Annotated in this window: 20 protein-coding genes; 11 read left to right on the top strand and 9 right to left on the bottom strand. The window is 40.7% G+C overall.

Features of this window, described 5'->3' with window-relative positions:
* The first annotated feature begins 25 nt into the window (after positions 1-25).
* Positions 26-1,216 carry a TRC40/GET3/ArsA family transport-energizing ATPase gene (locus tag G4P69_RS04830; protein ID WP_208339374.1) on the top strand — a complete coding sequence of 397 codons (1,191 nt, stop codon included), beginning with the start codon at positions 26-28 and terminating at the stop codon, positions 1,214-1,216.
* Positions 1,217-1,305: 89 nt separating this feature from the next.
* Here G4P69_RS04830 and G4P69_RS04825 read toward each other — a convergent pair whose 3' ends face one another.
* The 7 genes from G4P69_RS04825 to dnaA form a co-directional block, all read right to left on the bottom strand.
* A complete protein-coding gene (locus G4P69_RS04825; RefSeq protein ID WP_208339375.1) occupies positions 1,306-1,758 on the bottom strand; it encodes a hypothetical protein in 453 nt (150 codons plus the stop codon).
* Positions 1,759-2,016: 258 nt separating this feature from the next.
* A complete protein-coding gene (locus G4P69_RS04820; protein WP_208339376.1) occupies positions 2,017-3,402 on the bottom strand; it encodes an amidase in 1,386 nt (461 codons plus the stop codon).
* Between the two features lie 166 nt (positions 3,403-3,568).
* The gene (locus G4P69_RS04815; protein WP_208339377.1) at positions 3,569-4,942 is read right to left on the bottom strand and encodes a cystathionine beta-synthase; all 1,374 of its coding nucleotides are present in this window, start codon (positions 4,940-4,942) and stop codon (positions 3,569-3,571) included.
* A gap of 61 nt (positions 4,943-5,003) precedes the next feature.
* On the bottom strand, positions 5,004-6,287 hold the full coding sequence (locus tag G4P69_RS04810) for an aminotransferase class I/II-fold pyridoxal phosphate-dependent enzyme (protein WP_208348682.1): 1,284 nt from the start codon (positions 6,285-6,287) through the stop codon (positions 5,004-5,006).
* 282 nt (positions 6,288-6,569) lie between these two features.
* Positions 6,570-7,571: a DMT family transporter gene (locus G4P69_RS04805; RefSeq protein ID WP_208348676.1), complete on the bottom strand. Its 1,002-nt coding sequence runs from the start codon at positions 7,569-7,571 to the stop codon at positions 6,570-6,572.
* Between the two features lie 278 nt (positions 7,572-7,849).
* Positions 7,850-9,016, bottom strand: coding sequence for a DNA polymerase III subunit beta (dnaN, locus tag G4P69_RS04800; RefSeq protein WP_208348673.1), 1,167 nt, complete (start codon positions 9,014-9,016; stop codon positions 7,850-7,852).
* A 382-nt stretch (positions 9,017-9,398) separates the two neighbouring features.
* Positions 9,399-10,775 (bottom strand): chromosomal replication initiator protein DnaA, encoded by a 1,377-nt coding sequence (dnaA, locus tag G4P69_RS04795; protein ID WP_208348666.1) that lies wholly within the window; start codon positions 10,773-10,775, stop codon positions 9,399-9,401.
* A gap of 258 nt (positions 10,776-11,033) precedes the next feature.
* On the opposite strand from dnaA, the gene G4P69_RS04790 reads away from it, so the two are divergent.
* From G4P69_RS04790 to G4P69_RS04750, 9 genes are all read left to right on the top strand, one after another.
* Positions 11,034-12,296 carry an HhoA/HhoB/HtrA family serine endopeptidase gene (locus G4P69_RS04790; RefSeq protein ID WP_208346082.1) on the top strand — a complete coding sequence of 421 codons (1,263 nt, stop codon included), beginning with the start codon at positions 11,034-11,036 and terminating at the stop codon, positions 12,294-12,296.
* Positions 12,297-12,789: 493 nt separating this feature from the next.
* A complete protein-coding gene (locus G4P69_RS04785; protein WP_208348664.1) occupies positions 12,790-13,539 on the top strand; it encodes a carbonic anhydrase in 750 nt (249 codons plus the stop codon).
* A 191-nt stretch (positions 13,540-13,730) separates the two neighbouring features.
* Positions 13,731-14,648 carry a WD40 repeat domain-containing protein gene (locus G4P69_RS04780; protein ID WP_208346062.1) on the top strand — a complete coding sequence of 306 codons (918 nt, stop codon included), beginning with the start codon at positions 13,731-13,733 and terminating at the stop codon, positions 14,646-14,648.
* A gap of 246 nt (positions 14,649-14,894) precedes the next feature.
* On the top strand, positions 14,895-15,569 hold the full coding sequence (locus G4P69_RS04775; protein ID WP_208346063.1) for a response regulator transcription factor: 675 nt from the start codon (positions 14,895-14,897) through the stop codon (positions 15,567-15,569).
* Positions 15,570-15,826: 257 nt separating this feature from the next.
* Positions 15,827-16,702 carry a phycobilisome linker polypeptide gene (locus G4P69_RS04770; protein ID WP_208348661.1) on the top strand — a complete coding sequence of 292 codons (876 nt, stop codon included), beginning with the start codon at positions 15,827-15,829 and terminating at the stop codon, positions 16,700-16,702.
* Positions 16,703-16,818: 116 nt separating this feature from the next.
* Positions 16,819-17,586: a phycobilisome rod-core linker polypeptide gene (locus G4P69_RS04765; RefSeq protein ID WP_208345917.1), complete on the top strand. Its 768-nt coding sequence runs from the start codon at positions 16,819-16,821 to the stop codon at positions 17,584-17,586.
* 127 nt (positions 17,587-17,713) lie between these two features.
* Positions 17,714-18,256: a phycobiliprotein lyase gene (locus G4P69_RS04760; RefSeq protein WP_208345918.1), complete on the top strand. Its 543-nt coding sequence runs from the start codon at positions 17,714-17,716 to the stop codon at positions 18,254-18,256.
* 56 nt (positions 18,257-18,312) lie between these two features.
* A complete protein-coding gene (locus G4P69_RS04755) occupies positions 18,313-18,882 on the top strand; it encodes a chromophore lyase CpcT/CpeT (protein ID WP_243902747.1) in 570 nt (189 codons plus the stop codon).
* A gap of 152 nt (positions 18,883-19,034) precedes the next feature.
* Positions 19,035-19,340, top strand: coding sequence for a CpeR family transcriptional regulator (locus G4P69_RS04750; protein WP_208348659.1), 306 nt, complete (start codon positions 19,035-19,037; stop codon positions 19,338-19,340).
* 158 nt (positions 19,341-19,498) lie between these two features.
* Here G4P69_RS04750 and G4P69_RS04745 read toward each other — a convergent pair whose 3' ends face one another.
* Positions 19,499-20,389 carry a HEAT repeat domain-containing protein gene (locus tag G4P69_RS04745; protein WP_208348658.1) on the bottom strand — a complete coding sequence of 297 codons (891 nt, stop codon included), beginning with the start codon at positions 20,387-20,389 and terminating at the stop codon, positions 19,499-19,501.
* Positions 20,390-20,402: 13 nt separating this feature from the next.
* On the bottom strand, positions 20,403-20,645 hold the full coding sequence (locus G4P69_RS04740; RefSeq protein WP_208346454.1) for a hypothetical protein: 243 nt from the start codon (positions 20,643-20,645) through the stop codon (positions 20,403-20,405).
* Positions 20,646-20,756: 111 nt separating this feature from the next.
* Between G4P69_RS04740 and G4P69_RS04735 the strand changes: the two genes are divergently transcribed.
* Positions 20,757-22,082, top strand: a complete 1,326-nt coding sequence (locus tag G4P69_RS04735) for a HEAT repeat domain-containing protein (RefSeq protein WP_208348655.1) — start codon at positions 20,757-20,759, stop codon at positions 22,080-22,082.
* The last annotated feature ends 70 nt before the right edge of the window (positions 22,083-22,152 follow it).

The raw sequence follows: 22,152 nt of genomic DNA, 5'->3' as shown, positions 1-22,152 counted from the left end.
CTTCTCAGCTAAGAGAAAACTATCCATGCGTGTAATTTTGTTAACTGGCAAAGGCGGGGTTGGAAAAACCTCCGTAGCCGCAGCAACTGGACTCAGGTGTGCAGAACTCGGTTATCGTACACTAGTCTTAAGTACAGACCCGGCACACTCTCTAGCAGATAGTTTTGATTTAGAATTAGGGCATGTACCAAAACAGATCCGCCCAAATTTATTTGGTGCTGAACTAGATGCACTGCTAGAACTAGAGGCAAACTGGGGTTCTGTAAAACGCTATATTACTCAAGTGTTACAAGCACGAGGGTTGGATGGGGTACAGGCTGAAGAATTGGCTATTCTACCAGGTATGGACGAGATTTTTAGCTTGGTAAGAATGAAACGCCACTACGATGAAGGCGATTTTGACGTGCTGATTATCGATTCAGCCCCAACAGGTACAGCACTACGTTTATTAAGCTTGCCAGAAGTTAGTGGCTGGTATATGAGACGTTTTTACAAACCGTTTCAAAACATCTCAGTAGCGCTTAGACCGCTAGTAGAACCTTTTTTTAAGCCGATCGCTGGTTTCTCGTTACCAGATAAAGAGGTTATGGATGCGCCTTATGAGTTTTATCAACAAATAGAGGCTTTGGAAAAAGTATTAACTGACAATAGTCAAACTTCTGTGCGCCTTGTGACAAATCCAGAAAAAATGGTGATTAAAGAATCACTCCGCGCCCATGCTTACTTAAGTTTGTATAATGTTGCAACAGATTTAGTGGTTGCAAATCGTATTCTTCCCAACGAAGTACAAGATCCTTTTTTCCAGCGATGGAAAGAGAATCAGCAGCAATATCGCCAAGAAATTCATGAAAATTTTCACCCTTTACCTGTAAAGGAAGTGCCCTTATTTTCTGAGGAGATGTGTGGTTTACCTGCCTTGGAACGGCTCAAGGAAACACTTTACAAAGATGAAGATCCAACTCAGGTTTATTATAAAGAAACCACTATCAAAATTACTCAAGAGCAAAATCAATACAGCTTAGAGCTTTACTTACCTGGTATTCCTAAAAACCAGATTCAACTCAGTAAAACAGGTGATGAATTAAATATTACCATCGGTAACCACCGCCGTAACTTAGTGTTACCGCAAGCCTTAGCAGCACTCAAACCTTCAGGAGCAAAGATGGAGGAAGATTACCTAAAGATCCGGTTTACCGAAGACGTGAAAGTTGGTTAAAAAGAACGCTGTATAGCTTTGTCTGTAAGGAGGAGGCTAGCGATTACGCGGTGCGTAATCGCTCACAAAAAATAGTAATCACTTTCGTTTTACTTAGAACAGCCAATATTTCCAGAAGTGTTAAGTTGATTTGGATTTGTTTGTTTTCCTTGAACTAAATTAGTGATGGAGTTACCAAGATCAGAAGCGACAGCAGCAGGGTTGAGATTTTGAACAGATACTTGTAACTGACCACTTACACCACAGAAATTATTTGGATTAGTTGGGTTCTGCTGGTTACTTTGTTGATCTTGTTGAGGAGCGCTACCATTTTGGCTAGTCAGATTCTGCTGATTAGTCTGTTGATTTTGTTGAACATTATTATTTTGATTGCCTTGATTACCTTGCCCTCTCAGGGTGTTAATACCATTGATAATATCAGGAGCAGCTTGTAAGATCTTACCAAAAGTGGATCCACCTTGTTGTTGAGCCTGAGCAGCAACAGGAGCGATTGTTAAAGCTGTAGTTAATAGACCAAAGAGGATGTAATTTTTCTTCAACATAGTTAAAACCACCATGAATGTATGTTAGTAGAACTCGGTCAAAAGTTTATGATTCAGTGAATTTTCTTATTTATTTCAACATAAGCCGGGCTACATATTCCCAAAATGCTTAACATTTCTTTACATTTTTCGTGATTTCTCGCACAAGAGCAATCGCGAAAACTCGAACCTCTAACTCCTATCCCATAGCAAGGCACAGGCAAATTATGAATATAGACAAGAGCAAGGGAATCTTAAAATGCACACCATCGTAGGTGGCTACATTGAATATCTGGGTGGGCGTTTAAAATAACCAGTTACTTGAGTTAAAATTTCAGCAATCTGTAACAGCTTCATATCACTCCCACGTTGGGCTACCACTTGCACACCAATAGGTAATCCGTCTCGTGATTGGGTAAAGGGCATAACTACAGCAGGGTTGCCAGTTAGGTTGAAGATGGTAGTGTAAGCGCCTATTGTTGTCAAATAGGGGAACTCACAACCATCCACCTCAATCGGTGTTCCTGGCTGACGATGGGTGAAAGCCGGGACTGGTACCACTGGACACAGCCAAACATCCCAATCAGATAAGAAATTTTCTATATTCGCAATTAAAATACTACGTTCCCTGAGGGCGGTAATATAATTTTGTTGTTGTTCAAACTGTGTTAGTTCTGGCTGTGATAAACCCAATTCAAAATTATAAATCTTGAGGTAAGTATCTCGTACCGCATTGCTGTCAAAATGTGGCAGTTGGTTGTGTTGCTCTACACAGCAACCTAACGCGGCTAGAGATAATGCTAGTTTTTGTAGAGCAGCTTTGGTTTCTGCTGCTGCTGGAATATCACCAAAACCTTCTGACCAAGCATAGCGGTAAGACTGTAGTGTGGTCACTGGGTTGACTTGTTGAGAGAGTGGCATAACTTCTGGCTGGTGCGATTTTGAACCTTCAATCAGTGATAGGCACAATCGCAAGTCTTCCACGGAGCGGGCAAGAGGTCCTACTGTCTGTAAGTGTCTGATGGTTTTAGGTGTTTCTGGTAACTCTGGAATATGTCCAAATGTGGACACTCTATGCTCAGTTGGTTTCAAGCCGAAAATACCACAGAAGTGAGCTGGAACACGGATAGATCCACCAATATCACTACCGATTTCTAGAGGGGATAGCCCCGCAGCTATGGCACTCGCTCCACCCCCAGTGCTACCGCCTGGGGTGTATTCATGATTCCACGGGTTGTTGGTTCTACCAAATAGGGGACTATTAGTCTGAAAGTTATCAGCTAGTTGTGGTGTATTGGTCTTTCCCAAAATAATTGCTCCAGCAGCGCGTAGCCGAGCGACGACGGTAGCATCTTGTGTTGGAACATAATTAGCTAAGGGTTGATAGCTACTGGTTGTCCGTAATCCTTTGGTTTCAAGGGTGTCTTTGATAGTTACGGGTACTCCATGTAAGATCCCCCAATTTTCTCCTTGAGCTAATGCTTTATCTGCCTCTTTCGACTGCGCGATCGCATTTTCCGCATCCAGAGTCACAATCGCATTTAATCGTGGGTTGTATTTAGCAATTTGATTCAAATAAGCGTGTGTGACCTCTACAGAGGAGACTTGGCGATCGCGAATTGCTTTTGCTATTTGATGAGCAGGTAAAAAAACTAAATCATTCATTCTAGCTAACTAGATTCTTGTTTTTCTTCAACAGTTTTATACAAAACTTTTCAACATCCCAAAATATAATCATTCAGGAGTTATCAGTTTCTATTTGCGGTGATTGTAAAAGATAGTTTACTGTATATTCTTATTTTTGATGAAATCGTTAATTTTTTATGTATAATTATTTATAATCCACATACTTTGTTTGGCTTACCCAATACTTTATTAAATCGGACCTAGTGATTAATCCTATTGGAATACTATTCTGTTCAATTATGATAGCAGAATTGGCAGATAAAAGAACTCGATAAGCTTCTGAAATATCAGTGGTTTCGTTTAAAATTGGTAAAGGTTTACTCATCACCTCCGAAACTTTTTGTTTGGAGAAATTAATACCTTCATGCAGTAGTTTCATTAAAGCAGCTTCATTTAAACTCCCAAGGATGTGATTGTCTTCAATAACTGGAATTTGAGAGATATTCAGTTGTTCCATCACTGCAATGACTTGACTTAATGTATCCTGTGGATTGACATAAACGAGTGGGGGAAAATCTTTTTTTTGGATAAGTATGTCTTGAAGTTTTATTGTCTTTCTGCTTATATCTTCCCAAAAACCATTTTCCTGCATCCAAGTATCGGAATATATTTTATTGATGTAGTTTCTTCCCGTATCTGGTAATAAGACCACAATCTGCTTCGCTTCTGATAATCTGGCTGCATACTTAAGAGCTGCAGCCATTGCTGTGCCGCAAGAGCCTCCTACCAATAAACCTTCTTCTCTTGCTAGACGACGAGCCATATTAAAAGACTCTTGATCGCTAACTCTCACCATTTCATCTATGACTTGGCGGTTAAACGTCTTTGGAATAAAGTCTTCACCTATTCCCTCAACTTTATAAAGTTTAGGCGTGTCACCGGAGAAAATTGAACCTTCTGGATCTGCACCAACAATTACTATATTTGGATTTTTTTCTTTCAGATATTTGCCAACTCCTGAAATGGTGCCACCTGTCCCCATCGCGGCGACAAAAACATCAACTTTTCCATTAGTATCCGACCAAATTTCTGGTCCAGTTGTTAAGTAATGGGCTAAAGGATTATTAGGATTGGCAAATTGATCTGGTCTGTAAGCTCCTGATATTTCTTGAGCAAGTCTTTCTGCTACTCCGTTGAAGCTTTCTGGAGAATCGGGCGGAACTGATGTAGGCGTAATTACTACTTCTGCTCCATAGGCTTTAAGTAAGTTAATTTTATCCTGGCTCATCTTATCTGGCATTACGAATATGCATCGATATTTTTTAATCGCTGCGATTAGCGCCAGCCCAACTCCCGTATTTCCTGCTGTCGCCTCAATTATTGTTCCGCCAGGTTGTAGTTTACCTGCTTTCTCTGCGGCTTCAATCATGGCAAGAGCTATTCTATCTTTCGTGCTACCACCAGGATTAAGGTACTCTACCTTACTATAAATTGTTGATTGAATTTCTTGAGTAATATTATTAAGTTTAATTAGGGGAGTTCTGCCAACCGCTTCCAGAATATTATTGTAAGTCGTCATTAGAATGTCTTTAGTACTTTATAATCTTTTATTGCCGTGTGATTTACAAAAAAACTTCAGACTAAGCTAAAACATTTTCTATAGCAGTAGCGTGTCGTATAGCTGCCTGAAATTTTGGCAAGGCACGCGAAATCATATCATCATTTGCAGTCAGAGAGATCCGGAAATAACCTGGTATTTCCTGGAGTGTTCCAGGGAACACAAAAACATTGTGGCTTGCTAGCAACTCGGCAAAAGCACAATCATCCAACCACGGCGACTCTACTAACAAAAAGAATGTCCCTTCAGGAACTTGCAACTTGTAACCCATTTCCTTGAGTGCTGTTACCATCCAATCACGCTTGCGTTGTAGATGATCCATATCGAGGGTAAGTTGCTCTATGTCAACGAGGGCATATTGCATCAAGGCGCTGGGGAAACACCAACCAAAAGGACTACCTTGTAGCGTACGGATTATGCGCCTTATCGACTCACGTTCAGGCATCGTGGGTGGCAAGGCTATATAGCCGATGCGTTGACCAGGAGCCATCCAGACTTTACTGTAGCCATAGATGAGGAAGGAAAACGGGTAGAACTGGGTAGGACTGGGACAAATCCGTTGATCAAACACAATGCGGCTAAAGGTTTCATCCGAAATCAGGTAGATGGGTTTACCAAAACAATTGGAGGCATCGGTCAGCAGAGTTGCTAATTGCTGTAGGATTGTTGCTGAAAAAATCTTGCCTGTGGGGTTTTGGGGTGAATTAACGATGATTGCTCGGGTACGTTCGGTTATAGCAGCTGCGATCGCATCTAGATCCGGATCAAAGGAGGCTGGGTTTACTGGAACGTCAACCGGAACTGCACCAGCGACATGAATCATCCGCCTATAGTTTAACCAGGGTGGGCTAATGATAATAACCTCATCCCCTATTTCAGTCACCATCTGAAGACAAATAGCTAGACCAATAAGACTACCATTGGTCATGAAAATATCTTCAGGTGCAATCAAAATTCCGCGTTGTGTCTTTAAACCCTCTGATACAGCGGCTTGTGCTTGCGGAAGATTATCTTTATAGCCGAACCAACTCTCATTTTGCGGTATGCTCCAGCGCTGAAGGGCTTCCGCAAAACCTGGTGGGGGTAGTTCGTGGGCATCACCCTCTGTAAAATCAATGCTCCCCGGTTCAAGCCTGCGATTCATATAGTTTGCCTTGGCAAGCAGTTCGCTAGGGGTCTGGATTTGAATCGCCCTCTGGAGTCGGGACGAGATGGTATGAGTTGTTGTTATGCCGCAATTCTCTTTAATATCAACTTCCTGTGTTACCTGTTCGTTCTTGGTTGGTCGTTGTGTCTGATCTGACATTATAAGTCTTTCAAATTGTTGGTGTTTGATTCTGAAATATGACTGGATTATCAACTAAAAGTTGAATATCTCTGATTAACAATTCATTTTAAGAGATTAGCAGTTTTTGTAACTAAGATTCTAGAAATCTTGAATTATTAAATATTTATAATATGATAAAAAAGTAAATAAATCTATATAGTATACTATTTTCTCACAATTTAATTATTCGTTGTCAGTTATTTTTTATCTGATTCTGCTTTAATTATATGTTGTTTCGATAACACAATATTTTCTTAAAGTTTAAGTATTTTTAACTACTATAGGATTTCTCATCCTTTCACGGATGGCTAGATATATACCTAAACAAATTACAAAAAAAGCCAGCCAATTAATCAAATTTAGCCGCTCTGAGAAGATTAGCCAAGCAAGCATTGCAGTTATGATTGGCTCAAGTAAAAGGAACAAAGAAACAAAACCTGTAGAAAATTTTTTGAGCGTATAGGTTATAAGTCCTTGTCCTACAAATTGGCATAGAATTGCTAGCCCGATTACTGCCGACCACCCTAAAGCGGAATAAGGAAAGACTCTATCTTCAGTAATAAGTGTAATTGGAAGAGTAAACAAACTACCTAGTGTACAAGACCATAATAGTATCTTTGTTGTCTCAAATTTGGTTCGTAGGTGTTCTCTAAGCAAAAGGCTGGCAGCATAAAATATGGCAGAAAGTAAAGCCATACTATCACCTATAAAATTATCAGTAGACAGTTGCCAATCTTGAATTGCTAAAATAATCGTCCCTCCTAAAACTAATACAAAGCTCATATAAAAATTTTTACTAAAACGATGCTTAAAGAAAAGCCATCCTCCCAAAATCGCAAACAATGGATTGAGGTTATGGAGTAAGTTTGCATTAGCAATACTCGTTTGAGTTATAGACGAAGCCCAGGAGAGTAACGAGCCGATGTTAATAATAGATAAGACCACAAAATAGATAATGTCATTGGTTGTATAAGATTCTCGCTTGCGTGGTAAATTTGTGGATAGCTGATATTGCCACGATTGAATACTATTCCACAAACCAAAAGCAACGGCACCAAGCCAAAAACGGTTGAAAATCGTAGCATTTGAACCAATTTCGGTTTCGCTCAATTTAATAAAAATTGCAGATAGAGACAATAGAAATACGGCTATAGGCATTGACAAGTAGCTCAGTATATCTAGTTTTATTTCTATTTCTGAGACTGCCTCTATCTCAACAGGGATTTCTAAATTTGTATTGAATTGTTCTTTATTTGATTCCATGAGGATTTAGAAAAATTAACTACGTATTAATGATTGGTACCAATTCTGTGTGAAGCTGGACATTATTTTTACGAAAACAGGTTAATGTTTAAAGCCTCGCCCCTCTCTACGAGACGCTGCAAGGGACGTGGGCGAAAGAATCTTTTCATTGTAGGGTAGGTTGAAACCGAGTGGAATTGCGGGCGACCTAGTTTTCACGGCTTCGAGTTCCCTTTCATTCCTCTTAACCTCCCCGATCCTCGGGGAGGGCATTCTAGATGGTTGAATGCGGAACTCCTTTAATTTCGTAGTTGCACAGGCATAGCTAAATAAGTCATTTTCAAACCACCCAGGGGTGTGAAAATCACTGGGGTTAAGGCTTGATTTAACTGTATTAAGATTTCTGTGGCTGGCAAGGCTTTTAACCCTTCCATTAAGTATTTGATATTAAAAGCTATATCTATATTCTCTCCAGATATTTGTGCGGGCATTGATTCTAGGGCACTACCTACGTCTTGAGCTTCACAGGTAATGGTAATTTCTTGCGCTGCATTATCTAGGCTAACTTTTACAATATTATTCTTCTGATCTGCTAAAACAGCAATTCTTTCTAAAGCACTTAAGAATTGTTTTCTTTCTAAAGTTAATTCTCGTTGAAATTGATGGGGTATGAGTTGCCGGTAAGCAGGGTATTGACCTTCTAAAGTGCGGCTAGTTAGCCTTTGATAAGCCAATTCAAAAACCACTTGCCCTTGATCAAAATATAAGGCTACTGGTTGATTTTCTGAATTACTATGAGCTAACATCCGCTCTAATTCTCGTAGTGCTCTTGCGGGTACTGTAACTTCTAATTGATTTTCGGTATTTTCAACTTTACTCTCGTTAGTTGTTTCCACTACTGCTAAGCGGTGTCCATCAGTAGCAGCAAATTCCAGGGTGTCTTGTTTAACTGTTAAATGTACTCCGGTGAGTACTTGCTTTGTTTCATCAGCACTAGTAGCAAATAATGAACCTTTCAGTCCCTCAAGCAATGCAGTGGTGGGGAGATGAAGTGCTTGATCGCCTTCAATAACAGGAAGTGCTGGAAAATCGTCGGCTCCCATTGCCCGTATTTGATACCGTCCACTCTTGGATGTGAGTGTAACAATTAAGCCTTCAGCCCCTAGGGTATCCCCCATAGATGATGATTCATCTTCCAAAGTAATTTCTCCCTCTGGAAGACGAGAGGTGATATCATTAAGCAACTTAGCAGGAATAGCAATTGTTCCCCCCTCTAAAACTTCAGCACTAAAGCTTGTGCGGATACCTAGGCTAAGATCAAAGGCTGTTAAGCTTACCTGATTAGTTTCTGCATCCGCTTGTAGCAGCACATTCGCAAGTACTGGATGAGTCGGGCGTGAAGGCACGGCACGACTTGTGAGTGAGAGGTTAGTACTGAGATCACTTTGGGTGCAAACTAATTTCATGGCGGAATTTCAGCTTATGTGTTGGATATGGTAGCACCGTTGTTGATAATTTGTGGCGACTGAATCGTTCTTCAGCAAAAAAGCAGTTACTGTGGAAATTGTGGAGAAATCTGATTGAGTACTGATTGCTGATAGTCCTGTCAATCAACACCTGTGGAAAACCTGTGGAAAAACCCCTATTTTTCCACAAATTAATGATACAGATGAAACTTTTTCACTCAAATGATCATTTTTTCCACAGAAAAGTTGAAGTTTTCCACAGAAATGTTAAAGTTTTCCACAAAGTAATTTTATCTTAATCAATTTTTAGGCTTTACTTAATAATGAACTAGTGACTTATCCTTAGAAGTTCTGTAGTACCATTAAGTTCCAAAAATCCAACTTATTTCAGGGGGCGGCTTGTCATATTAATGCGATCGCTCAATTGACGCAGTCTTTGTGACAAAGCTTGATCAGTTTCTCTTAGCTGGGTAATTTTTTCACAACTATAAATCACTGTTGTGTGGTCTTTACCACCAAATTCCTCTCCTATTCTAGGTAAACTCAGATCCGTATGCTGACGCATCAGATACATTCCGATTTGACGAGCCCAACTTATTTCCCGTCGGCGCGAATTACTTTTAAGGTCTTCGACTGAGACATCGAAAGCATCTGCTACGATTGTTAAAATTATCTCTGGGGTTGTTTCCACCTTCTGAGTTGGTGGTTCCAAAACTGGTGCTATATTTTCTACCGTCATAGGTAAACCCCAAATAGAGATATAGGCAACAGAGCGAATTAAAGCTCCCTCTAATTCTCGAATATTAGAAGTATAGTGAGAAGCAATGTACTCTATGACGTCTCTTGGCAGACGAATATTTTCATACTCAGCTTTTTTTTGTAAAATTGCCATTCTGGTTTCCAAATCAGGTGGCTGAATATCAGCAATTAACCCCATAGAAAAACGAGAACATAAACGTTCTTGCAGTCTGGGGATTTGGTTTGGTGGACGATCAGATGCTAAAACCACCTGCTTACCAGCTTCATGTAAAGTATTAAAAGTGTGAAAAAATTCTTCTTGAGTGTATTCCTTGCCTTCGATAAACTGAATGTCATCTACTAAAAGCACGTCAGCCGCACGGTAGTGATCCCGAAAATTCTGCATACTATCCTTGCGAATAGCAGTAATCAAATCATTGGTAAACCGCTCAGTAGAGACGTAAAATATTCTAGAATCAGGACAAATCTCGGAGCGATAGTGACCAATCGCTTGCATGAGGTGAGTCTTACCCAAGCCGACACCACCGCATAAAAATAAAGGGTTAAACTCTCTTCCAGGAGATTCAGCAACAGCTAAGGCAGCAGCGTGAGCCATGCGATTATTAGCACCAACGACAAATCGGGAGAATACATACTTCAAATTTAAATCAGTAGTTGTTGCTTTATTTTTGGGAATACTCTCAGCAGAACTGTTTTGGGGTGGTAAGCCCCAAGAAATCTCTCGTTCGCCTTCAGGCGATACCTCATCACCTTTTGCAACCGTGATGTAAATCTCTACTGGATAACCCAGAATATCTTTTACTACATTGCCAAGAGTTTTTATGTAATACTTCTGTAACCAATTACGAGCAAAGGGGTTAGGGGTGCGAATCACCAAGGAATTATTTTCCAATCGCTCCGCACTAGCGGTTTTGATCCAAGTTTCAAAGGTGGGACGGGATAGCTCTAACTGCAAGCGCTCTAGTACCTGACTCCACAGACTTTCTATGGTAATTTCCATGATCTACACCAATGCTAGCAATCGTCACAATAGAAGATACAAAAAGGCAAGCGCCAATTTAGCAAACTAAACTCTAGAAAGTTGTAACTATTGTTGAACTCCCCTTAGTAGACAAGATCCTAACACCGACTGATTTCGACGGAGCAGCGAAAACATATGAACAAAAAAGAAGATGATATTAAGTTAAAATACTCTAGAATTATCATAAAAAATGGTGTATCGGGGATAAGCAACGAAAAAAACAGGCAACAGAGCAACATGAACTCCCCCTTTTTCCGTTACGTCATCCTCCCAATAAGGACACGTAAGCTTCACAAATGTTCACCAAAGAGTATTCTGTCTATCTTAATAGGTGGAATAGCGATCGCGTCTCTTGGAGGATGTTCTATACCTAGCAGCTTTTTTAAGACTCAACAGCCTAATACTGAGTCCCAAAATGAAACTCAAAAGACCACCCAAACAAATCCTGCTATTGTTCCACCCCCGATGATTGCAGCGAATGGAGATCCGAATTTTATTGTTACAGTTGTGCAAAAGGTGGGATCAGCAGTGGTTCGTATTGATTCTACTAGAACTATAACTTCTCAAGCTCCAGACGAGTATAGTGATCCTTTTTTTAGGCGGTTTTTTGGAGACAGGGATTCCTCAGAACCTAGGCAGCAAATAGAACGAGGCAGCGGTTCTGGATTTATTATCAACGCTAATGGCCAAATTTTGACTAACTCTCATGTGATCGATGGTGCTGACACTGTAACAGTGAAATTAAAAGATGGTCGTAGTTTTAAGGGACGTGTACTAGGAGAAGATCCAGTAACAGACGTTTCTGTGGTTAAAATTGATGCAAATAACTTGCCAACCCTTGCTGTGGGTAACTCAGATATTGTGCAACCGGGAGAAGCAGTCATTGCGATCGGTAATCCTTTAGGTTTAGACAACACGGTAACTTCTGGAATTATTAGCGCTACAGGTCGTTCTAGTACTGACATTGGTGATAGCAGCAAGCGCCTTGACTACATTCAAACCGATGCCGCAATTAACCCAGGTAACTCTGGTGGACCACTCTTAAATGCTCGCGGTGAGGTAATTGGAATGAACACTGCCATCATTAAAGGTGCGCAAGGGTTAGGATTTGCTATTCCTATTAATACTGTTCAGAGGATTAGTCAACAATTAATCACTAAAGGGAAAGTTGAGCATCCGTACTTAGGTGTTCAAATGGTCACACTGACACCAGATATTAAACAAAGAGTAAATAGTGAATTTGGCGTCAATCTATCAGTAGATAAAGGGGTTTTGTTGCTCAAGATTGTTCCTAGTAGCCCTGCATCTGTTGCTGGATTACGAGCTGGTGACGTCATTCAAAGCATTAATAGCCAGTCTGTGAGTAGCATTGAAGAGGTACAAAAGTTAATAGAAAACAGTAAAATAGGTGCCCCTTTGCAATTACAAGTGCAACGTAATGGGCAAAGCACACAAATAACTGTGAAACCAGCACCTTTACCAGTTAGAAGACCCAGTTAAGCACTAGTTTAGTTGCATAAGATGTGGAGTCAGTCAAGCAGTGGAAATCTGGCTCCTTCTGTTTTACCTCATCTTTACGATTAATTGTTCTTCTGTTTTTAATAAAAATTTTCAATACTTATCAAAGGTATCTAATATTTATTAAAAAATAATAGCTTTCTGGTTAATAAATTCCCCTTTAAAGATGGTAAGGTTATCTACAAAAGGTTATTGTTAACCTGCGACAACGCAGTTAACGTAAGTGAAAAAGTATCAAGTTGTCAGCATAATGGTCTTCACAGCCGTGTAACGTAGTTCCCGGATAGCTGATAAGACCTGACTATTTTGTAAATGTCAGGTTAGTCGAGCAATTGTCTAGGGATGTGACTCGGCATAACTTGCTGCTTGGCTCTAAGGTTTGACACTTATAGTCTACTTTGAAAACAAATTTTCATTGGTAGTGCTGAACTGAAACTTCATGACCCACTAAATTCAATTGTAAGAGGTTATAGCGATGAGTTGGATAAATGGTTTTGTTGGACGTCGCGAGCTATTGAAGCTGGTAGGTGTGGGAGGAGTCAGTCTGGGGGCTACTGCTGGTAGCAGCGCAGTCTGGGACAAACAGCAAGCTGTTGCTCAGCAAAACCCTAAACCCGTTAGCCCTGCTGTTCAATCAAACCCTAAAGCACTTAGTCCTGACGAAGCTTTGAACCGATTGGTGGATGGGAATAAACGATTTGTGCAGCAAAGGCGTCAAAACCCCAACCAATCAGTAGCACATTTGCAACTAGTTGCTAAAGCTCAGTATCCGTTTACAGCAATGCTGAGTTGTTCTGATTCACGAGTACCTTCGGAAATTATTTTCGATCAGGGATTTGGGGATTTGTTTGTCGTCCGCGTAGCTGGGAATGTCGTGACGACTGAGGGTATTGGTAGCCTGGAATTTGCTACATCCGTATTAGGTGCTCCACTGATCGTAGTTTTGGGACATAAAAGGTGTGGTGCAGTAAGTGCTGCGGTAAAAGGCGAACCACTTCCTGGTAGAATAGGTACTTTTGTTGAGAGCATCAAACCATCTCTGACCAAGGTAAAAACTAGATCTGGCGATTTGGTTGATAAAGTGGTTATCGCCAATATTCAATATCAAGTGGAAATATTGAAGCAAACCTCAACAATCTTAACTCAACTACTAGAGTCAGGGAAACTAAAAATTGTTGGTGGTCGCTACGATCTGGACACTGGGGAAGTGACGCTGGTCACATGAACCACAATTGGTCGCTCTGATTAGATTGGCAAATTTTGCTACAAACTATTATAGTTGTAGTGGGAAAAAAAGGTGCTTATCAGATGCATAGACCACCCGCCCGAAAACCTTTCCCTTTATCTAATACCCAACTGTTGTTCGATGAGCTTATACCATCCTTTAATTAATATATCTAGGAGCTTTCGCCCAAAATGCAAACTTGCAAATGCATACATACGTTAAATGGTCATTCAGACTGGGTTTGGTCAGTTGCATTCAGCCCAGATGGTCGGACACTGGCTAGCGGCAGTGATGACAAGACTATTAACTTGTGGGATGTTAGCATGGGTCAACAGTATCGTACCCTGAGTGGTTATTCAGAAGGGATTGCGTCAGTTGCATTCAGTCCAGATGGGGAGAAGCTTGCTAGTGGTGGTCGCAATAAGACTGTCATTATTTGGGATGTTCGTACAGCAAAACCGATTCGCACTCTTGGAAAATGGTTTTCGGGTCATTCGGGTTGGGTTAATTCCGTTGCATTCAGTCCAGATGGTCAAAAGCTTGCCAGTGGAAGCTTAGACAATAACATTATTATCTGGGATGTTTGTAAGGGTAAGCGTATTCGTACGTTGAGAGGTCATTTGAGTTGGGTTAATTCTGTCGCGTTTAGCCCAGATGGGAATAAGCTGATCAGTGGTTGTCGTGATAAGAGCGTCATTATTTGGGATGTTGATACAGGAAAACCTCTTCATACTTTCACTGAACATTCACGCTGGGTTGACTCTGTAGCATTTAGCCCAGATGGTCATACATTTGCTGTTGGTAGTTACAAAGAAATTAGCTTGTATTCTTTTAGAAAAGATATTTTATGTTGCATTTTGACCGGTCATTCACAACGGGTTAATTGTGTTGCTTTCAGTCCTGACACTCAAAAACTTGTTAGTTGCAGTCGTGACAAAACTGTGATTGTGTGGGATCTCAAAACCACTACCCAACTTTACACTCTCACGGAGCATTCAGCATCGGTTCTAACTGTCGCATTCAGTCCAGATGGTCAAAAGATCGCCAGTGGTTGTGCAGATAAGACTATAAAGATTTGGCATTTGTCTTCTGATACTCCTAAAAATTAATAGATAAAGTGTATTTTATTGATATAAGTTCAATAGTTAAATAATATTTTGCCAACAGCGTCATGGTCAACCGAAGCTAATAATTTTGGTAAAATTATTTCTCTCTTGACGGCTTTACCCGCATAAAGTTTGAGATCAAAGAATTCGCCAACAAAGTCTTTTTCTTAACTTATCTTAAAGATAGGTAGAACCTCTTTTACTCTATGCTGAAACTGAATACTGAATTAAGTAAGTCGTCTATACCAAATGAGGATTCTTTTAGTTGAAGATGACATCCCTTTAGCAGAAACTTTAGCAGAAGCTCTGAGCGATCAACTTTATGTTGTTGACTTGGCACAGGATGGTGAACAAGGTTGGGATTGTGCCAAAGCCTTTGACTATGACCTGATGTTGCTGGACGTGATGTTACCAAAAACAGATGGGTTTGCCCTGTGCCATCGACTGCGATCGCACGGCTATCAAATGCCCGTGTTAATGATTACAGCACGAGACACTATTAGCGACAAAATTACAGGATTAGATATTGGAGCGGATGATTACATCCTTAAACCAGTTGATCTAGGAGAATTATTTGCCCGAATTCGCGCCCTTCTCCGACGAGGCAGCAATATCACCCCTCCCATTCTAGAGTGGGGTGGGTTGCAACTGAATCCCAGTAGTTATGAAGTTAGTTACAATCAGAATTTTCTCCGGTTAACACCTAAAGAATTTAGTTTATTAGAATTACTGTTACGAAATAATCGCCGAGTTCTGAGCCGTAGCATTATTATTGAACATCTCTGGAAAACCGAATCCTCTCCAGATGAACATACGGTAAAAGTCCACATCAGAAGCTTAAGACAAAAACTTAAAGCCACTGGCGCAGATGATGATTTTATTGAAACGGTTCATGGCATTGGCTATCGCCTAAAATCGCTTTAACTATGTTGGCGAAAAAAATTCAATGTATATGAAGAAATGTAAATTGACTGTAGGGTGCGTTAGGCGAAGCCGTAACGCACCTTAAATTATGCATCGGTATAGCCTGTGAAGTCGCCAGACTTAGATACCCCTTCTCTGGCTTTAGACATCTTTCCGATTTCTTTACAATTTCCTCACCAGTTTCTTTACTAGGAATTTGCTAAGGTAATTGAGTTTTTATAACTCAATTTAGATTCTCAGTATTGAGGTGATGGTATATGACATTTGGACCTGCTTCGCGGCTCGGGGTAGCCTTATTTGAAGAGACTCCGCCATTGGAACTGACCCCTGGACGCACAGAAGAAGAAGTGGAAGCCCTTATTCGTGGTGTCTACCGTCAAGTTTTGGGTAATGCCTATGTGATGGAAAGCGAGCGGGCAACTATTCCCGAATCTCAATTTAAGCGAGGGGAATTGAGCGTGCGAGAATTTGTCAGGGCTGTGGCTAAATCTGACCTTTATCGTTCCCGTTTCTTCGAGACTTCCCCTCGCTATCGTTTTATCGAACTCAACTTTAAACATTTTCTAGGCCGCACTCCTGATGGTTTAGAAGAGATGCGCTACCACAGCACTATTTTAGATACTCAAGGATTCGAGGCGGAAATTGACTCCTATATAGATAGCGAAGAATACCAGAACGCTTACGGAGAAAATATTGTTCCCTACTACCGGGGCTACAAAACTCAACCAGGCAAAAATATGGTGGGCTTTACCCACCTTTTCGCCTTATTAAGAGGAGCTTCTAGCAGCGATTTCAAAGGAAGTCTTTCTGGCAAAGCACCGGTATTAAACCAATATGTGATTCAAGAAACCCCTTTGCCTGTAATTCCTCCCTCTGGTGGAACTATTGGAGATGGTTGGTCTTTCCAAGAGACTTATACTGGATCCAAAGCTCGCTTGGGTGCTCGCCTTGGAGAAGATGGCAAAGTCTATCGCATCGAAGTTACTGGCTATCGTTCCTCAGGGAAAGTCAATCGGGTTTCCAAATTCCGCTCTAGCAATCAGGTTTATTTTGTACCTTTTAGTAAACTCTCGCAGGAATACCAACGAATTCACCAACAAGGCGGCGTGATTGCTAGTATTACCCCCGTTTAATGCTGAAAGTTCCTAATTTTTCAGTTGGCTTTAGGGACAATGACTGTTGCTAGGGGATTATCAACCTTATAGCAATCAAGAATTTTGAAACAACTTTATCAATTGAGGAAACAAAAATGGCAACTTTAACACCAGGGTTCGTCAGTGACCCGGTAAAATTGCGGCCTAGCCCATCAGAAGATGAATTAGAGGTGGTCATTCGCGCCGTTTACAAGCAAGTGCTGGGCAATGCTAACCTGTTTTCTGCCCAGAGATTATACACTGCAGAATCCTCACTGAAAAATGGCGATATTACAGTACGGGGCTTTGTTAGGATGGTCGCTCAATCTGAGCTCTATAAATCCTTATTTTTTGAAGGAAATCCTCCCTATCGTTTTATCGAATTAAACTGCAAACACTTGCTCGGTCGTGCGCCACTAGACCAAACGGAAATTTCCAAGCATGTCCAAATTTACAGTGAACAAGGCTACGCAGCGGACATTGATTCTTACATCAATAGTGAAGAGTACACTCAGAAGTTTGGGGAAAATGTAGTACCTTATCCCTGCTCGATCCGCAGCCAAACTGGGGTAAAAAATAATGTCTTCAATCAAACAGTTTCTTTACTCGGCGGATTCGCCACTAGCGATAGCAGCAAGCAAGCTCAATTGATATCTACATTAGCTGCTAACCTGCCCCAGAAAATCAAGGTTTCTACATCAAAAGGTGGTGCTTCTAGTCCTACAACTAAACGATTTCGCATTGCGGTATCGAAAGGAGGATTTACTCCTATTACAAGGCGGAGTAACACCACATATACGGTCGGCTACGCTCAACTGTCCCAGAAAATTCAAAACATTCAAAAAATGGGAGGCAAAATTCTCAGTATTACTGAGTTAGTCTGAAATTTATTTTATTCTAAGAATATAACATGATTTTCCATATCTCCTAACTAATGTATCTCTCTAGAGCGAATTAGGGGGAATTGACTTTAATTCGCTCTTTTATTACATAAAAAAGGACTCTTTTTTCATGGATATTGCCGAGTTTGTCAAGCTTTCTTTAGGGCGTTGGCGCTCTCAACGTAGCGCGCATCACCTTGCTTTTGGACACTTTGAACAAGTAACTTCTATTATTGATATTGTGCCCTTAGATAAAGACGATTTGGAAGTGATAAAATTATGTAAATCCCATGAAATTGATCCACAAACAGTGAACCACCCTTTTCGCATGAGTTGGGAAGGAGAATCAGATTGGGATGAGGAAGAAAGCTTTAAAGGAACGACTATTTTAGTCCCAATTCCAGACCTAGATAACTCGCAAACAGGAAGACTTTTACGAGATCAAGGCTATGCAGAAACTATTCCTTCTATTGGGAATTACCATATTACTGAAGACGGCACTTTTGTTCTTTTAACTCAATACGAAAGAGCGACAGCAGAAGAAAAAATTTGGTTTGTTAATCCTAATTTTCGCCTGCGAGTTTCCATGATTAAAACCAGTGAAGGTACAGGAGTAGTCACAGCTTCTTTTTCTTCAGAAATTCGTTCTTTATCGAACAATTCCGAGAATTAAATGACAATTTATAACAACCCATGTTAACGAATAATTTTTTTATTAAAGAAAATTTAATGCTAACTTTAGCTTATTGGCTAGCGGGAGAATTTAGTAATCAAAAACAATCCTTTGCAGACGCTAAAAATTATGCCCACATTCATGTTTTTTTTCGTCCCTTACCTTGGGCATTTTTTTCAGGAATTGGCTTTTATTCTGAACAAGCCTATGACTATGATCTCTGGAGACCATACCGTCAAGGAGTGCATCGATTTGTTGATCAAGGAGATCAAATTTATGTTGAGAATTATAGCTTAAAAGATCCCATTCTCTATGCAGGATCGGGACGGGAACTCAGTATTTTAAAAACCATTAAACCCGATTGTATTGAACGCCGCTATAACTGTTCGATGATTTTTCGCTGGGAAGAAAATTTATTCCGAGGAAATGTCGAGGGCAATTGTTGTTTGATTGAAAAATACGGAAAACAAACCTATCTAGTTAGTGATGTCGAATTGACAGAAACAACTTTTGTCAGTTTAGATAGAGGGTTAGATGTGACTAACCATGAACAAGTGTGGGGTTCAACCGTAGGCCCGTTGAGATTTGAAAAATGCCAGAGTTATGCTGCGGAAGTTCCTATGTAAAGGGGATTGGGGCATTGGGCATTGGGCATGGGGCATAGGGGGTTTGACTAATTCCTGCTCCCCTGCTCCTCTGCTCCCCTGCTCCTCTGCTCCCCTGCTCCCCCTGCTTCCCTGCTTTTTTACTTGTTATCTTTTTTTATCTTTTTATAACGATGCTACCTCCAATTGCTCGTCAAAAAATGCAAGCTTGGATTCGCAGTCGCCACCTGATTTGTTCGCGAAATTTTTTTATTTTTGAAACTCTAGACTATTCAGCTGTTGAGCGATTTGAACAATGTGTTACAAGTCTGGGAGGAACTTTAATTTCTGTCGAACCTATCAAGCGAGTTTGGATCGGTACGCATCGCAAAATTCTGCTCTACCAAGCTAAAGCTAGTCTCCATACTTCTCATAATGACTTGAGACAATATTGGTTCAAATATGGAGGATTTAATACTCGGTTTGATGAAAAACCGTGAAAAAGCAGGGGAGCAGGGGAGCAGGGGAGCAGGGGAGCACAGGAGCAGAGGAGCAGGGGAGCAGACGAGAGAAATCACCCACTCATAGGTGGGGCTTTGAAAGTTGTTAGTTATTAGTTATCAAAGTGTATGGTGTCGTGTTAACTGATAACTGTTAATCACCATTCTTCTGTTTCCGACTCCCTTTGTAAATTAGTGATGGCTAACTTAATAATTTGTTGAATACCTGCTTCCGATTCTATTTCTAAAGCACTTTGTAAAGGATTAATAGCGCTTTTGTCGTTTATTTTCATCAAGGATAAGGCTGCAGCCTTACGAGTTTCCCCTTCAGGATTATGGAGTAACTCAACCAGACGGGAGACGGCTGGCTTGTAGGCTAAATTGCCTAGAACTGCGGCTGCTTCACAGCGTACTGTTTGTGAAACATCATGAAGAGCATTCATCAGCACAGTAAAGGCTTCTTCTTCTCCACTATCTTGCGCAATTTTGGCCATCGCGCCTACTACTGCTGTCCGCACCGACTCTGACTCTGAGTTAATTTCTCGATAGAGATATGCTTTGGCTTCGGTTCCAATAAACGCCAGCGCCCAAGCTGCATGACCTTTGGTGCTTTCCGGGTGCTCTGGAGAAGCTAAAATCTCTAATAAGACGGGAACAGAGGCTTCCCCAATCCTGGCTAATGCGCCTACCGCTGAACCTTTGACCACCGTATCCTCGTCATGTAAAAGAGCATGGACTAAGGGGGAAACCGTTTCCGGATCGGCAATTAGGGTCAGGGTTTTAGCACTTGCCCTACGCACGACGGGATTGGCATGATTAAGGAGAGCTTCTATTAAAAAAGGCGTTGCTGGTTTGCCAATTTTCCCTAGGGTATCGGCAAAACCTAGCCGCACCATTCCTCTCGAATCTCCTAGACACTCTACCATCAGTTGAAGTTTTTGGCGATCGCTGTCATCAAAAGTCTGATCAGCCACCTCCTGTCTTGCAATCAAGAGAAATTCATCCACTTGTTCTGAAGATAAGGAACAAGCCTCAAGTTGATTAGTCATCCGTTATCCCTTCTCAGTTATTAGTCATGATCGCGTATTGGGCGCGAAGATTGGCTAAGGCTGCGTCTATTTCGGCTAATTCAGGTTCAAGGCGGCTCATGAGTTTAGATTTGGAAAGTTTAGCTTTTTGGGCTGCTGTAGTCATGTCTTCTACGAGCCGTTGTCGATATTGCTCAAATTCTTGAATGACTTCTGCCAATTCTTCAGGGGTGACTGGTTCTGGTAAGGGTGCTGTGACGTTTAAATCTTCAGCCATGTTGACAATTGCCTTATTCTGTTCAAGTTCTCACTTTGTCTAATTTTCTCAGATTTTGTTACCTCTGTCAGATAAATTGTAATAAGTAGTAATGAAGAATTAAACAGCAACATGGATAAACGTTTTTTTAATATGTTTGGGTTGACCGAAGACCAAGCGATCGCCCTGCTAAAAACCCCCATGGAACAACTTGCTGCACCTACCGAGCATTACGTTGCGGTTTCCCATTTGATTAATTTTCCCACAGAGCGCTCAATTAATGCTCTTATTGAAGTTGTAGAAAGTTCTGCTAGCAATCTCTATGATCGGATTACCAGGCGTAAGGCGTTAGAAAGTTTGGGACGTTTGCAAGCTCAAAAAGCTTTGCCTCCTATTGTTCAATGTTTGGGAGATGAAGATTGTTATACAGTCGAGAATGCGGTTTGGGCTATTGGAGAAATTGGCACAGAAGATCTCTCGATTCTAGAAACAATTTCGCAATTACTAGACCAACCTAATCAGAGCTATCGAACGATTATTCAAACTCTTGCTAAACTCAACTATCAACCAGCTTTAGCAAAGTTAAAAAATTTTAAACAAGCCGATGACCCAACAATTTCCAGTGCAGCAATTACGGCTGCTTGTCGTCTCAGTGGAGATTACGGCCAGATTGGTGAGGTTGTGGAATTTCTGCAACATAGTAGCGTCAATGCAAGACGTGCTTCGATTCAAGATTTAATAGATGCTCAATATTATCAAGCTATTCCTGAAATAGCGCGTTGTCCTGTTTCCATTGTCTTTCGGTTACGAGGAATTCGCTTGTTAGCAGATTATGCTTTTTCTCAGCAGAAAATCTGCTTTGCAGATGTAGAATCTCATTTAGATAAAGTTATTTTAGATCATCCTAATAATTTAGATTTAGTCCATGAATATGACCAAAAACCTACCTTAGATTTTTTGGTTAATGAACTTTATCATACTGATTTTGGCCGTTGTTATCTAGCTAGTAAAACCATACTAGAACTTTATCCAAAAGAAGCCCCTGAAGCTCTTTTACAAACCTGGGAGAAAGAGGCGCACAATGATTATGGGGCGCATTATCATGTTATCAAAATTTTAGGATGGCTAGGATATCATCCAGCTTATGATTTATTGGTAGAGGCACTGCAAAATACATCTCCTCAATTTCAAAAATCAAGAGCAGCAGCAGCGATCGCGCTAAGCAATCTGGGAGATGAGAAAGTGATTTCTCTCCTTAAAGAATCTTTAAATAGTAAAATTTTTGATTTAAAATATGCCTGTTTACTAGCGTTAGAAAAATTAGGAGATACTACAGGAAAAGAGATGGTTAAAGATGACCCCGAATGGCTAATTCGTGCTAAAGCTAACCAAAATCTATACTCCAACACTCACCGTTCGGTCATTGAAGAAAATGAGAAGGGTGTAGGGGTCCTATAAATAACTTTAGCTTTATGGGGTGTGATATTTCGTCTTTTCCCTACACCCCACACCCTTCTTAACGTAGATT

It is taken from the genome of Aetokthonos hydrillicola CCALA 1050 (assembly GCF_017591665.1).
Classification (GTDB): Bacteria; Cyanobacteriota; Cyanobacteriia; order Cyanobacteriales; family Nostocaceae; genus Aetokthonos; species Aetokthonos hydrillicola.
Note: the sequence above shows the minus strand (reverse complement) of the source record. Positions and strands in the feature narration are given on the sequence as shown.